The organism is Paracoccus sp. MKU1, assembly GCF_001447385.1.
Classification (GTDB): Bacteria; Pseudomonadota; Alphaproteobacteria; order Rhodobacterales; family Rhodobacteraceae; genus Paracoccus.
The window spans coordinates 1-13,448 of record NZ_LLWQ01000198.1; the positions used below are offsets into that span (position 1 = coordinate 1).

General features: G+C 65.2%; 16 protein-coding genes and 1 pseudogene. 4 read left to right on the plus strand and 13 right to left on the minus strand.

Features of this window, described 5'->3' with window-relative positions; translation table 11 throughout:
• Window positions 1-100: ATP-binding protein (locus AQY21_RS18425; RefSeq protein WP_238986826.1), on the plus strand; the 100-nt coding region annotated here is incomplete at its 5' end.
• A gap of 132 nt (window positions 101-232) precedes the next feature.
• Here the strand turns inward: AQY21_RS18425 and AQY21_RS18430 are convergent.
• From AQY21_RS18430 to AQY21_RS18490, 13 genes and pseudogenes are all read right to left on the minus strand, one after another.
• Window positions 233-445: pseudogene (locus AQY21_RS18430) on the minus strand (conjugal transfer protein TraG); the annotation flags it as partial.
• Between the two features lie 25 nt (window positions 446-470).
• Window positions 471-2,225 (minus strand): VirD2 family relaxase/mobilization nuclease, encoded by a 1,755-nt coding sequence (locus tag AQY21_RS18435; RefSeq protein WP_058099078.1) that lies wholly within the window; start codon window positions 2,223-2,225, stop codon window positions 471-473.
• A gap of 243 nt (window positions 2,226-2,468) precedes the next feature.
• Entirely contained in the window at window positions 2,469-3,233 is a 765-nt protein-coding gene (locus AQY21_RS18440; protein ID WP_012092634.1) for a lytic transglycosylase domain-containing protein, read from the minus strand.
• Between the two features lie 2 nt (window positions 3,234-3,235).
• On the minus strand, window positions 3,236-3,571 hold the full coding sequence (locus AQY21_RS18445) for a DUF736 domain-containing protein (protein WP_058099079.1): 336 nt from the start codon (window positions 3,569-3,571) through the stop codon (window positions 3,236-3,238).
• Between the two features lie 68 nt (window positions 3,572-3,639).
• Window positions 3,640-4,185: a S26 family signal peptidase gene (locus AQY21_RS18450; protein ID WP_012092632.1), complete on the minus strand. Its 546-nt coding sequence runs from the start codon at window positions 4,183-4,185 to the stop codon at window positions 3,640-3,642.
• On the minus strand, window positions 4,182-4,667 hold the full coding sequence (locus tag AQY21_RS18455; RefSeq protein ID WP_012092631.1) for a DUF2840 domain-containing protein: 486 nt from the start codon (window positions 4,665-4,667) through the stop codon (window positions 4,182-4,184). Before AQY21_RS18455 ends, AQY21_RS18450 begins: the two co-directional genes overlap by 4 nt.
• Window positions 4,664-4,918: a hypothetical protein gene (locus AQY21_RS18460; RefSeq protein WP_058099080.1), complete on the minus strand. Its 255-nt coding sequence runs from the start codon at window positions 4,916-4,918 to the stop codon at window positions 4,664-4,666. The genes AQY21_RS18455 and AQY21_RS18460 overlap by 4 nt, the downstream gene beginning before the upstream one ends.
• Entirely contained in the window at window positions 4,915-5,658 is a 744-nt protein-coding gene (locus AQY21_RS18465; protein ID WP_012092629.1) for a site-specific DNA-methyltransferase, read from the minus strand. Before AQY21_RS18465 ends, AQY21_RS18460 begins: the two co-directional genes overlap by 4 nt.
• The gene (gene parA / locus AQY21_RS18470) at window positions 5,655-6,308 is read right to left on the minus strand and encodes a ParA family partition ATPase (protein WP_012092628.1); all 654 of its coding nucleotides are present in this window, start codon (window positions 6,306-6,308) and stop codon (window positions 5,655-5,657) included. The genes AQY21_RS18465 and parA overlap by 4 nt, the downstream gene beginning before the upstream one ends.
• Window positions 6,305-7,480 carry a replication initiator protein A gene (locus AQY21_RS18475; protein WP_058099081.1) on the minus strand — a complete coding sequence of 392 codons (1,176 nt, stop codon included), beginning with the start codon at window positions 7,478-7,480 and terminating at the stop codon, window positions 6,305-6,307. Before AQY21_RS18475 ends, parA begins: the two co-directional genes overlap by 4 nt.
• Before the next feature lie 18 nt (window positions 7,481-7,498).
• The gene (locus tag AQY21_RS18480; RefSeq protein WP_012092626.1) at window positions 7,499-7,780 is read right to left on the minus strand and encodes an AlpA family transcriptional regulator; all 282 of its coding nucleotides are present in this window, start codon (window positions 7,778-7,780) and stop codon (window positions 7,499-7,501) included.
• A gap of 538 nt (window positions 7,781-8,318) precedes the next feature.
• Window positions 8,319-9,596 carry a hypothetical protein gene (locus tag AQY21_RS18485; protein WP_058099082.1) on the minus strand — a complete coding sequence of 426 codons (1,278 nt, stop codon included), beginning with the start codon at window positions 9,594-9,596 and terminating at the stop codon, window positions 8,319-8,321.
• Between the two features lie 206 nt (window positions 9,597-9,802).
• A complete protein-coding gene (locus AQY21_RS18490) occupies window positions 9,803-10,264 on the minus strand; it encodes a cytochrome c (protein ID WP_082658174.1) in 462 nt (153 codons plus the stop codon).
• A 94-nt stretch (window positions 10,265-10,358) separates the two neighbouring features.
• Here AQY21_RS18490 and AQY21_RS18495 point away from each other — a divergent pair, with 94 nt between their 5' ends.
• The 3 genes from AQY21_RS18495 to AQY21_RS18505 all read left to right on the plus strand — a co-directional run bounded on the left by AQY21_RS18495 (window position 10,359) and on the right by AQY21_RS18505 (window position 13,350).
• Window positions 10,359-10,739 carry a hypothetical protein gene (locus AQY21_RS18495; RefSeq protein ID WP_233141200.1) on the plus strand — a complete coding sequence of 127 codons (381 nt, stop codon included), beginning with the start codon at window positions 10,359-10,361 and terminating at the stop codon, window positions 10,737-10,739.
• 73 nt (window positions 10,740-10,812) lie between these two features.
• On the plus strand, window positions 10,813-12,321 hold the full coding sequence (locus tag AQY21_RS18500) for a multicopper oxidase family protein (RefSeq protein ID WP_058099084.1): 1,509 nt from the start codon (window positions 10,813-10,815) through the stop codon (window positions 12,319-12,321).
• Between the two features lie 57 nt (window positions 12,322-12,378).
• Window positions 12,379-13,350, plus strand: coding sequence for a cation diffusion facilitator family transporter (locus AQY21_RS18505; RefSeq protein WP_152988272.1), 972 nt, complete (start codon window positions 12,379-12,381; stop codon window positions 13,348-13,350).
• Window positions 13,351-13,448 lie beyond the last annotated feature (98 nt).

Genomic DNA, 13,448 nt, shown 5'->3' on the forward strand with positions numbered 1-13,448 from the left:
CGGCGCGCTTCTCGACCGGCTGACCCACCACGTCAACATCCTCGAGATGAATGGCGAAAGCTACCGCCTCGCCAACAGTCGCGCCAGAAAGGCCGGCTGATCCCCCCTCCTCGAAAACCGCAACGCGCGGCTGAGACCCCCGCTCGGGCTACGCCCTCGCAGCGGTCTCAGCCGCGCACAACGGTGGCCGACTTTTGCGCCGCCCAGTGGCAGGTTTTTACGCCGCCGTTGACATCGGTGGCGCATAGGCTTCATAGAAATACCACCACCAGAAGATCGCCGGCGGGTAGTAGATCGGCGTCCCGAACAGCTCAAACCAGGGCGGGCCGAGTTGCGCCTGATAGCCGAGACTCCAGGCGACATATTGCGTCGCGCCCCAGGTGGTGGCGAGGATGATGAGGAAGACGATGCTGATCTGTCCCCAGAGAATTTTGGTGGCGGACATGGGCGGAGATCCTTTCCGGTTGAGGTCAGAGGCCGAGGCTGCGCTTTCGCCCGAAGTCCCAATCGATGCCGCCATCGTCGCGGGCGACGCCGGAGACGTGACGGCCGATCTGCTTTTCCAAAGAGGGCGACCAGGGCACGAGCTGGAAGCCGAGGCCCCCGTCGGGTCCGGGACCCTCGATCATGGCGAAACGGCCGGAGGCGAGCGCGAAGCGCTGGCGATAGGAACCGGCGACATATTCGCCGCTGGCGGCGCGCTCGAAGGACATGCCGGTCTCAGCTGCGAGCTTCTCGGCAAGGCTGTCGAGTTCGCGCCTGCGCAGCGTGCTGAGCAGCCGGCGCGCAAAGACCACGCGTCCGCCCTGTCGTTCGGCATAGCCCTCGCCGATCAGATGTTCCGCGCGGTCATCCAGAGCCTGACGGACCTCGGCGCCGAAGCCGCTGTCGGAAAGCGCAATCGGATCTCGGGCGATGGCCTGCCGGTCGAGCCAGGTCGCACCCGACGCGCCGACCTGAGCGCCGAGATCGAGATCGGAGCGGACGGCAAGCGCGACACGGCGCGCACCTTGCGCATCCTCATAAGCGCGCAGCTCGACAATCGAGCCGGGTGGGCTGTCGCCGGCGGCATCCAGATGCGGCAGCTTGATATGATGGCTGCGGCCGTCGACGCCGTCGACCACGGCATAGGCGGTGCCCTTCAACTCATCATCGAGGCCGCGCTCGACCAGGCGGCCGATGACGGGAACATCGAGGCTTTCGCCGGCCAGCACATAGCTGGCCGAACCGCGCTCGATGCCGCGTTCGGTCAGGGCACGGTGCATGCGCTTGATAATGTCGCCGCGCTCGCCGAGTTCGCGCAGCACCGTCTCGGCCTCGGGCTTGATGAACCATTGCGAATGGCCGATCTGGTCGGCCACCCCGAGGATTTCGAGGGTGCGCAGCCGACCGACCTTCAGCGTGTGGAACTCGTCCTGCGGGTGATCAGCGAGCGGGGCGAGATCGACGATACCGGATTTGCCGGCGTCACGGACAAGCTGCCGGTCGAGCTGTGTCCAGCGTTCCGCCTCGATCTGGGCCTCAAGGCTGCGGCGGATATCGAGATCGGTGCGCGGCCCCAGCTCCAGGGTGATGAGATCGCGCGCCCGGTCCCGCATCCCCTCCTTGATGTAGTCGCGGGAAATCACGAGATCCTGCCCGTCATCGCGGGTGCCGCGCACGAGCAGATGGACATGCGGATGCGCCGTGTTCCAGTGATCGACCGCCACCCAGTCGAGGCGCGTTCCGAGATCCTTTTCCATCTGACCGACAAGATCGTCGGTGAAGGATCGGAGGTCGGACATATCCAGCGCGTCGTCAGGCGAGACGATGAACCGGAAATGATGTCGGTCATCACCGCAGCGCTCCGCGAAAGCGCGACCATCGGCGTCCTCGGTTCCCGGCCCGAACAGCCTTGCCTTCTCTCCGTCTCGGGTCACGCCGTCACGGCGCAGATAATCAAGATGCGCCCCAAGCGGCGCCGACGACGCCATGTGGCGAACGACGCGCGCCTTGACGACGGCGCCCCGTGTGCGGGAGGTGATGAGGCGGTTGGCCTGAACGCTGGCGCGCTGGCCGCGCCCGAAACGGGAGCGATTACTGGAGGTGACGAGACCGGATCGCGAGACGCCGCCTCCGGCCTTCTTCGCGGCGGCAAGTGCCTGCGCGATGAAGGGCCGGGTTTGCTGCGCACGGGTCGAGCGGATGCGCCCCGGACGGATGCGAAACTCGTGCTCATCGGACATGGCACATCCCCGCACGGTGCAAAACAGAAAAGAAAATCAGGAAGATGGGCGCGAAGCACACGGCGCGCGATAGCGCCGCACGGTGCGAAACGCGCCGAAAACATGAACAAAAACAACCGCCCGCCTGAGCCGCACCGTGCGCGCTTTTATCCTGCCATCTTTCGGTCGTGGTGCCTGCCGCCACCCTCTGCGCCCTCCATGACACGCCAGCGCCCGATGGGATGCGAATTGCGGTGCCGCTGCTCATGGCCGGTCCCCACCGGCATCGCGGGCGACGAACAGCCCCTCCGACTGCAAGGCGGTGAGTGCGTCCGGTGCCGCCGGGACGAGCGAAGGGGCATCGTCCGGCGTGCGGTCGGGGGACGCGGGATCGGCAGCGGAAGCGCCKATTTCACGCGCGACGAAGAGCGCCGCCTCGCGCCAGTCGGGCGGCGGAGCGACCGTCGAGCCGCTGCCGGAAGGCCGCTCGCCGAGCAGGATCGGCGTCAAAGCAGCGACATAGGCGCGCGTCTCGGCAGGCAGCGGACGAGCCGTCGCGCGGTATTCATCGTAGCGACCGGGACCGGCATTGTAGGCCGCGAGCATCGCGGCGACATTGCCGTAGCGATCCCACATCTCGCGTAGGTAGGCGGTGCCCGCGAGGATGTTGTCGCGCGGCTCGAAGGGGTCGCGGCCGAGAGCATGGCGGATGCGCAGCTCCGCCCAAGTCGAGGGCATGACCTGCATCAGCCCCATCGCGCCGGCAGACGATATGGCGTGCATATTGCCCGCGCTTTCGACCTGCATCACGGCGATGATCCATGCCGCCGGGATGCCGAACCGCTGCGAAGCCTCTTCGATATGGGCGCCGTGCGGATGCACGGCGACGGCACGACCCATCACGGCGATCTGCGCCAGGCCGGGCAGCGGGGCAATGGCTGTGACGAACAGGCCGGAAAGAAGAAGGAGGAGGATGCGGCGGCGGGCGCCACATCTCCCCGAGGCGGGACGGATGCAGGACGTGACCATGATCACTCCTGCTCGTCGCGCTTCTTTTGGCGGGTCCAGTGCAAGCCCCAGTCGCGGCCGTCTTCGTCCGACTGGAACAGGCGGGCGCGGATCGGCTGCTGGAAAACTGGATCGTCGAGAAGCACGGAGACGAACGGTCCCGCGCGCTCGCCGGAATGTTTCCAGCCTGCGCCGACTTCCGGCCCATACTCATCGCCGAGATGGATGCGATAGGCAGGCGCCTTGTCGGCGTCCGCATTTTCCGACGGCGTGAAGGTCAGCTCGACGTCCAGCGAGAGCGTGCGGACACGCCCGGAATAGCCGGACGGGGTGCGGGTAAACTGGCCGATCTGTGCCATGGAAGGCTCCTTTCCTATGCGGTGGAGAAGACGCGGGACGGCTCAACGGCCCCGCTATGGACGCGCTGTCACCGCATCGGCGCGCGCCAGACAAAGCGGCCCTCGCCGTCTTCGTCGGTGAAAAGCGGGATCGCGTGGCCGATCACCGCCGAGGCGGGGAACGGGCCGAAATAGCGGCCGTCGAGGCTGTCGCCGACGTCCGGGTTCATCAGGAACACTTCGCCCTCGGCGATGACGCGACAGCCCTGCCAGACGGGCAGGTCTCGGCCGAAGCTGTCGTGGTCGCGCGCCTCGCCGAGCGGAACGCCGTCGACGATAATGGCGCGGCCATCGCGGCACAGGCGCTGTCCGGGCAGGCCGAGAACGTGCTTCAGAAGCGGCACGTCGCGTGCGACGTAGCCGCGCTCGACCATAAACGAGGCGAAGGGTTCGGGTGGGATGACGGCGACCAGATCGGGCACCGCGATCCGGTCGTCGGGTGCGACAGTATAGAACCCGATCGGCACGCTGGCCGATGCGTTCCAGACCAGCCTTGGCGCAGTCGGAACGAATCCGGCAAAGGCGATCCCGAGCGTGGCAACCGTCGTCACCATGACATAGCGAAAGCGCGTCATGGGGCGATCTCCCGCCGCCAGAGCCATGCCTGATGACGCTCCGCGGTGTAGGGACGCGGCGCTTCGCCTGCGTTTATCCAGTGGGAGACGTGCCGCCAATGATCGGGATCGACTTGGGCCGGATCGACACCTATGGCCTCGATCCCGTCGACATGGCGAAGGACAGCCTCGACCTTCGGCCAGCCTTCGATCTTCAGCAGGATTTCGCCGCCTGGACGGACGAAGGGCAGCGTCTGATAGGACTGGCCCGGCGCAACCGCGCGCAGGATGTCGAGGCGCGAAATGATCGTGCCGTGGTCGTTCGCCGCCCAGCGGACGAACGCAAACACCGTGCCGGGATGGAAGAATACAACACGCCGGTTGCGATCGAGGATCTGCTCACCAGTCGCATGGCCGAATCTGATCCAGTATTCGGTCTTGCCTTCCACCCAGGTCAGTTCCGCGCGGGTCAGATCGCCGTCATGGGCGTCGATGCCGATCATGGGCGGTCTCCCCCTATGTCGGGAAACTCGCGCGCCAGCAGGTCGCGCAGCATGTCGGCGACGGTGATGCCGCGCTGGAAAGCCGCGATCTTGATGCGGCCGCGCAGCGCCGGCGTGATGTCCACGGTCAGCCGCGCCGAATAGGCGTCGGCGGTATCCGTGCGCGGCGGCGGCGCGTCGCCGGCCTTGATCCAGCTATCGGGATCGGCCGGGCGCGTAGCGAAGCTGCGCTTCTCGGTGCGCGCCGTCATGACGAAATTCCGTCATGGAATGGCAGCACGGTGGCGATGCGCGCCCGCGCGCACTCGGCCATGTCGGGGTCGATCTCGCAGCCGAGATAGCGCCGGCCGGAAAGCCGGCAGGCTTCCCCGGCCGCGCCGGAACCGGCGAACCAGTCGCCGACCAGGCCGCCTTCGGGGCAGCTCGTGCGGATCAGGATCTCCAGGAGCGCCGACGGCTTTTCGGTCGGATGGATGGCGCGGCCGTGGCAGTTGCGCAGGTAGATGACCGAGCGCATGAGGCGCGGCCCGCCGTCATGGCTGACATAATGGCCGGCGTCGATCTGGCCGGTATGGGGCGGGCGCTGCTTGCGCCGCACCGTGCGGGCCGTCGCGTCGGGCGTGGTCTGGACGTCGTTGTAGATGTCACGCCAAGCGGTCTCGGCGGGATAGAACTGGACGGCCAGTTCATGCACCCGCTTGAAGCGGTCGGCATGAAAGCCGGTGCCGTTCTGCTTTTCCCAGACGATCTCCTGCGCGATCCGCAAGCCGGCGTCAGTGAAGCGGTCGGCGGTCGCCATGAAGCTGCGCAGCGAGCCGAAGACCCAGAGCGAGCCGGTCGGCCTGAGGGCGGCGCGCGCCAGCACGACCCAGCCCTCGACGCGCCGATCCCATGCGAGCGAAGTGTCGCCATAGGGCGGATCGGCGATGATCATGTCGTAGGGTGCGTGCCAGGGCATTTCTTCGCGGCAGTCGCCGGTAAGGATCGTCATGCCGATACCCTCCCGATCCCCAGCAGGCCGATCTCGGCGGCCAGGGCGGCAATCTCGCGCGCGGCGGGTGATCGGCGCCCGATCTCGCGGACGAGCCGCCCGGTCTGCGCGGCGTCGGCGAAGACGACGCGCTGGCCGATGGCGCTGGTGAGCACGGGAGGATCGTGGTCCGCCAGCGTCTCGGCGGTCTCGCGGGCGATGACGGTGCGGGCACCGCAGCGGTTGAGCACGAAGCGGGCAACGAGCTGGGGCCGGTAGATGCGCGCCTCCGCCAGGAGGGCGAGCATCTCCGCCGAAGCCCAGCCGTCGAACGGCGATGGCTGCACCGGGATCAGCACGAGATCGGCGGCGAGCAGCGCGGAGCGCATGAGGCCGGCGACGCGCGGTGGCCCGTCGATGACGATGCGATCGACATCGCGGGCGAGTTCGGGCGCTTCGCGATGCAGCGTGTCGCGGGCCAGGCCAACGGTGCCGAAGGCGCGTGGCAGGCCCTCACGCGCGCGTTGTTGCGACCAGTCGAGGGCGGAGCCTTGCGGATCGGCGTCGATCAGGGTGACGCGCTTGCCACCCTGAGCCAGTTCACCGGCAAGATGCAGCGCCAGCGTCGTCTTGCCGACACCGCCCTTCTGGTTGAGGAGCGCGATGATCATTTGCACCCCCCCGGCAGATCGAGAGGCAGGCGGGGTCTTTCTGCAGATTCAGGAGCCTCGGTTGCGCCTCGATCAGATGCCGGTCGAGGCGATGCCGGGGCGTCGGATGCCCTCTTCTTAGCGGCTCTACCAAGGCTTCTGGCGGTGTCGCGGATGAGGTTTTCCACATCGCGCGCGCGCTCTTCAAAGTTAGACTCTTTGTTAGACTCTAAGTTAAGGGCGCGATTTCCTGAATGGGTTCCGGGTGTTAAGCCCGGTTTCGGTTCCTGATAGCACGAGCCTCCGGTTCCCGATAGCACGATAGTCCGGGTTCCTGATAGCACGAGGCCATCCACAGGTTTTCCACAGGGCGCGACCGGCTCGAAGGCCAGCAGCATCCGCCCGCCAACCTCAGCTTCGAGAAACAGCGAATAGCCCGGCAGAGGCTGGCGCCGGATGATGTCGCGCAGCTCGAAGGCGAAGCGCTTGAACGGCGACAGGCTGCCGGATTTCTGGTGAAGGTGACGGAAATCGAACCGCCAGCCATCGCGCTGGCGGCCGCCGTGCTTGCGCACCAGGCGATAGAGCCAGCGGTCAAGGCCGCCGGTTAGGTCGAAATAGGTCCGGTCGATGGTCAGCACGAGCGCATCGTCGAGGACGGCCTGGTAGAACCAGTCCGGCACGATCATCTCGATGCCATCGGGTCTGCCGCTATGGTCGGTGCGTTCCTGCCATTCGTTGATCCAGGAGAAGCGATGCCGGCGCCCTTCGACCGGCTGGCGGATCGAGGTGGAAATCGTGGTCGATTGCAGCCGGTCGAGCGCCGCCTTCAGGCGCTGATAGTCGCGCAAGCCGGTGCCGCGCCCGACATAGGTGAGAATCTCGTAGGGCGTGGCGGCCATCAGCCGGGAGGTGCGAAGGCCGCTGTCGCGGGCTTCGACGATCTGGCTCGCCGCCCAGATCAGAATATCGGCGTCCCAGATCGTGGCCATGCCGTGATCGGGAACAGCCTCGACCCGGATGGAGACATTGCCGGCGGCGAAGTCGATGGGCGCGATGCGCTTCGACTTGGCGAGGGAGAAGAAGGGATAGGCCATGAGATCCTGCGCGTCTCGTGGCGCGAAATCGCCGGGGAGCGCCCTGAACAGGTCGAGTTGCCCGCGCTCGGAAAGGGATCGACGTCGCACCGTCATGAAGAAAACCGCGAGCGGTCAGCGGGCGTAACGACCAGCCTGCGGGCCGGACGGAAACGCATGACGCTTGGCGGGCAGCACGGAGCCGCGCGGATCGGAGGTGGAGGTCACCGCGCCGCGCTCGGTCCAGGCCTCAAGATCGTCGATGGCATAGACCACACGGCCGCCAAGCTTGCGATAGGCTGGCCCGGTTCCGTAGGTGCGGTGTTTTTCGAGCGTCCGGGCCGAGAGGCTGAGAAAGGTCGCGGCCTCTTTGGTCCGTAGAAAACGCGGCGGCAGGACGACGGGTTCATGTGGCATGATCGGGCCTCCGTGGTGTTGCAAACGGCCACTGCGGATCAGCGGCGGGCAATGACCACGGTGGCGAAGGAAGACCGGCGAGGTGCAGGGCGAAGTTGGGGGGTATCGAAATCGCCCACCATCAGGGGCGAAAGATACCCCCTCCGTATCCGCGACGAGAGCAGCACGGAACTATTCTGAGGGCGATAGCTCGATTTATTCTCCCCCTCACGAACGCCACCGGCATCGAAGTATTCGGGCCGGCGATCCCGAAAAGCCGAAAAGCACACAATTTCAGCTTGCTGTAAGAAATTCACCAACCGGCACAGTCATCAGGTCAGGAGAGTATCGGTCCGGAGAAACCGCTTCCGGACCTCATGGCAGCGGGGTCAGTGTTCAGCCGCCCGAATAGCCCTCGAAAACAACGAAAAAATCCGGCCGCAACCGGATCGGGAGAACGCTTTCGCGAGGGCAAGTGCCGGAGGGGATGCGCCTGATGTTGAATGCTCCCCAAATTAATGCATTGATATATTAAAGCCAAACCCCGCCAGCTCACGCTTCAGATCACGAACACGGGCGCGAAGCCGCCCCCTGGCGTCCTGAAGTTCGTGGTCTGACCTTGATAGAGGCGCGCGGCCACCAGAAGCACCTGGCCATCATATGTATACAGACGCACGTCCATTTTGCGCGTCTGGGGTATCTCGTCGATCCTGATCATGCGCTCGCTGGGGCGGACCAGCGTCTGAGCAACGTATCCGCCCTCCGCGATCTCCGCCCAGACCCCTTTCGTCAGCTTGTCGCCACGATATACCGCCTTGCCGCCATGTCCGCCGGTCGGCTTGAAGAACAGGTCCCTGCGGGATTTCCAAAGTGCGTCAGCGTTGTCAGGACTGACCAGCACGGTGCGTGGAACGGCATCAAGCAGGGCGCGAAGTCTCGGTTCCACGCCCCAGGCCTCCAGCGTCGCGGAATTCGAAAGAAGCGAAAGGTTGCGCTTGTCTGCAAGGAGCGCGTGATTGTGCGGATTCGGCGTCACGACCACCGCGCCATCCCGGTAGGCTTCCTGCAATGCCTTGTGCTCGGGCTGATCGAAGGCGAAATCGGTGACCCGGTTGTAAACGAGGTCGATTGTCTTTCCATCGGCGCTGAGCCGACCATCGTCGTAGCGAAGGTGACTGGCGTCGGCGATGATCGCGTCTACCCCTCGTGCCGCGAAAACTTGCCCCGCGAGCACGAACTCGGGGTAGAGATACTGTTCCGGCGGACTGTCATCGACGATGGCGATGCGTTGTGGCGCGCCCGTTCCCCGCTGCCGAATCCATTCGTTCTGGAACATGCGAAACGCCGCGTCCTCGAACGATGGCAGCGTCGGGGGGATATCCATTTCGGTGCAACACGCGCGCTGCGCCCTCGCAAGAAAGGCATTGAGAAACGCCCCGCCGGCGTTGGTATTGATTTCGATCAAGCGGGGGCCGTCTTCGCCAAGATGGAAGTCGTAGCCCATCAATGCCCCGAGCGGGCCATGATCCGCCCGCGCGATTTCCGGCACCCAAGAGAGGACTGCGGCCTTGTATGCCGCGAGTTGGGCGGTGGTCTCCACAGCCACTGCGATCGCGCGCATCTCATTGACGGCGGTGGCCGAAAGGAACACCGGCACGTGCGAGAACAGATGGGCCTTGGGGCGGATGAACGTCTCGAAGAACGCCGGATCACCGGCCTCGCGCTCCATCGCTTCGCGCAGCGATGGAAGGTCCAGTGTAACGCAGAAGCAGCTCTTGTTGAGCCGCTCCGTGCGGTCATGAACCCGCTTCGATGAACTGGAGCCGGGATTGTTCATCGAGGGAAAACCCGAGGCGGCGCCAAGATCGAGCGCGCTTCAAATGCCAAGTAAGCCATGAATAATCCCACGAACATCCCTCCCAAAGGTTTCGCCATCAGGTCGATCCAAATATGCCGCTTCTGTTCGGCGGCCTCAACTGTGACCGGTGGGCCTCGGGAAATTGCACTGCCGGTCGCACGGGCAGCTCCATCCCGAAGGTGCCATCAGTGTGGTTGCGACACATTCTCCTGGTAGGTCCGCTCGCGCTCTGGCCAGGTGCTCTTGATATAGGCGAGGACAGCCCGGATCTCGGCGTCGCTGAGAAGATCGGCAAACCCCGGCATGTCGCTCTCATAGCCGCCCCCGACGATGGCGGCCGTGCCTTCCCTGACGATGCGGAACAGGATGTCATCGGGATGGTGCCACGTGTGGCCGCCGGCATCGTGCGGTGGCGCCGGGAGACGTCCGGATGGAAGGGGCGTCTTCCAGTCCGGCTGCCCCTCGAGCTGCGCACCGTGGCAGGACGCACATTGGTCCGCATAGACCTGCCGGCCCTGTTCGATGACTTCTGCGGATGCCGCGGCGGGGGATACCGTGCGGACCTGATGCCACCCAACGAGGATCGCCAGGATCAGGCCGCCGAGGAGCAACCCGAGCCACAAGATATTACGGAGTTCATTGCGCATGAGTTGCATGACTGCTGGTGAAGAATTTCAATCGGCTACATGCCGAAATTGAATTACTGCCAGAGGCGCGACGCCGGGGGCAATGGACATTCCCGTGACCAGCGCCTATCTTTCCGGCATGTTCGCGCGCCTCGTCACCATGCTTGCCGTCCTCGCGATCGCCGTCATGACGACGGCGACGTCCGCGCACGCGGCGCGCTTGAGCGCAGAACCGGATCACTCGGTGCATGTCGGCGAGATGATGCAGGTTGCGGCCGGCAGCGAAAATCCCTGTGATGGCGACCAGCACTGTGGCTCAGGCGATGCCGAAGCCTGTGAGTTGCTTTGCGTAGGTTTTTCGGTCTTCCTGACCTCGCCGAGCGAAGGCTCTGGCAGCGATTACGCGCCTGCCAGTCATGACCTGCCGACCGGTGCAGTGCTTGCCAGTCGGGCACCTGGGCTGAACGAACGACCTCCCAAGCTCCGTCTCCTCTGATTGCGTCCGGGCTGGAGCCCGCGGCGTTCTGTCGGTTTTGATGAACGGGACAGGCTGTCCCGAGGAGACGACCATGAATACCCTTTCACGACGCGGCTTTCTTGCCGCTGGCGCAGCCGTGCTGGCCTATGCGCATCTGCCCCGGATCGCGGCCGCGCAGGGCGCCGCCCCGCTATCATTGCACGCCGCTAGCCGGACGCTGGACATCGACGGTCGCGCCGCCACCGTCTGGGGTCTTTCCGGACCCACCGGACAGGGCCTGACACTCAACCCCGGCGCGCGCTTCCGGGTGGATCTGCGCAACGATCTCGATGTTGACACGCTGATCCACTGGCACGGCCAGATCCCGCCCAACGCGCAGGATGGCGTGCCCGACATGCCTTTGCCGATGCTCGCCCCCGGCGAGACACGCGCCTATGACTTCGCGCCGCTGCCCGGCACCTACTGGATGCACGCGCATGTGCCGCTGCACGAAATGCGCCTTCTGGCAGCACCGCTGATCGTGCGCAGCGCCGAGGATATCAGCGCCGACCGTCAGGAAGTAGTGCTTTTCCTGCATGACTTCTCGTTCAAGGCGCCCGAGGAAGTGATGGCCGAGATCCTCGACGGCCATGGGACGGCAGACGGCCATGGAGGCGGCCACGGCGCGGGCATGGGCGGCATGGCGGGTATGGATCATGGCGCCATGGGGAACATGCCGATGGAAGGCATGGATCACGGCGCCATGGGCGGCATGATGGGGATGGGTGCCATGGACGCCATGGCGATGGACCTCAATGACTACGACTGGGACGCCTATCTTGCCAATGACCGCACGCTGTCGGACCCCGAGGTGGTGCAGATCGAGCGCGGCGGGCGCGTCCGCCTGCGTGTGATCAACGCCGCCGCGGCGACAGTGTTCTGGATCGAGACCGGCGAGGCGCAGGCGCGGCTTGTTGCGGTGGACGGACATGCGGTTCAGCCGGTTTCTGGCACGCGCTTCGGCCTGGCCATGGGCCAGCGGCTCGATCTGGAGATCGACCTGCCGAACGAGGGCGGCGCTTGGCCGATCCTCGCGCTGCGGGAAGGCGCGCGTGAGCGCACCGGCCTGATCCTTGCCACGCAGGGTGCCGAAATCCGGCGCATCGATGCCGTGGCTGAATCGGAAGCCCCCGCCTTCGACACCGATCTGGCGCAGGAGTCGCGTCTGCTCGCGGCGGAGGCGCTGCCGGATCGGCCGGTGGACCGCAGCCATATGGTGATGCTGGGCGGCTCGATGCAGCCCTATGTCTGGACGATCGACGGAGCCGTCTGGGGACAGCATCGCCCGATAGCCGCGCGCAGTGGTGAGCGGGTAGTGCTGTCCTTTCACAACATGTCGATGATGGGTCACCCGATGCATCTGCACGGGCATGTCTTCCAGGTCGTCAGGCTGAACGGACGTGCGGTCGCGGGCGCGTTGCGCGACACGGTCTATGTGCCGCCGATGTCGATGGTCGATGTGGCGCTCGACGCCGGTGAGGCGGCGCGCTGGATGTTGCATTGCCACCACATGCCGCATCTCGAAACCGGCATGATGACCGAATTCGCGGTCAGCGCATAGGCCAGGCAGAGGACGTCGGATGCCGGCGTTCTCCCTCAGCAACAAGGAGGCGGACTCATGTCGATGTCTCACGGCGGCCATGCCGGTCACATGCCCGCGGGCGGCGATCGCAAGGCGCTTGTCATCTCGGGCTGGCTCACCGGCCTTTACTTTGTAGTCGAGCTGGGAATCGGCATCTGGACGGGCTCCGTCGCTGTCATCTCCGATGCCTTCCACACCTTCTCTGCCGTGGGCGGCGTGCTCATCGCACTGGTCGCGCTTCGCTTGACTGAACGGAAATCCAGCCCGGCACGTACCTTCGGTTATGTCCGGGCCGAGATCCTCGGCGCCCTTTTCAACGGCCTGTTTCTCGTCGCGATGGCGCTTTTGGTGCTGTGGATGGGCGCGATGCGCCTCATGGAGCCGATCGAGCTGGCCACGACGCCGATGCTGTTTGCCGCTGCGGGCGGGATCGCCACCGAGCTTGTCGCGCTCTGGCTGCTGTACGAGCGCCAGAAGGGCAACCTGAACATGCGCGGCGCCTACTGGCACATCCTGCAGACCTTCGTCGGCAGCTTCCTGATCATCATCTCTGCGCTGGTGATCCGGTTCACGGGCTTTATGGCCATCGATCCTCTGCTTGGCATGGCCTTCGGACTGGTGCTGCTCTGGGCCTCCTGGGGCATTCTGCGCGAGGCATTGCACATCCTGCTGCAAGGCACGCCGGAAGACCTCGACCTGGAAGCCGCCATCGAGGCCATCCGGCAATTGGAGGGGGTGACGGACGTGCATCACGTCCATGCCTGGAGCCTGACATCCGGGCGCAATGTCTTCTCGAGCCATATCTGCGTTCGGAACTGGCAGGACGGCGAGCGGGTGCTGCGGCAGGCGAACAATCTTCTGCGCCAGCAGTTCAACATCTACTTCTCGACGTTGCAGATCGAGGAATACTGTCTCGATGGTGAGGAGACCGCGGCCGACATCGACATCACGCGGTCACATGCCGGGTCAGGACGGGCCAGCGTCGGAAAGGTCCACGGTAGTCACTGACGGCAGGAACTCCGGAATCCAATCACCTCTTGACCTTCCAGCGATTGGAAGGCGCAGAACAGACGAAACGCAAGCTCAGGAAACGCCGAGGAGGCGTG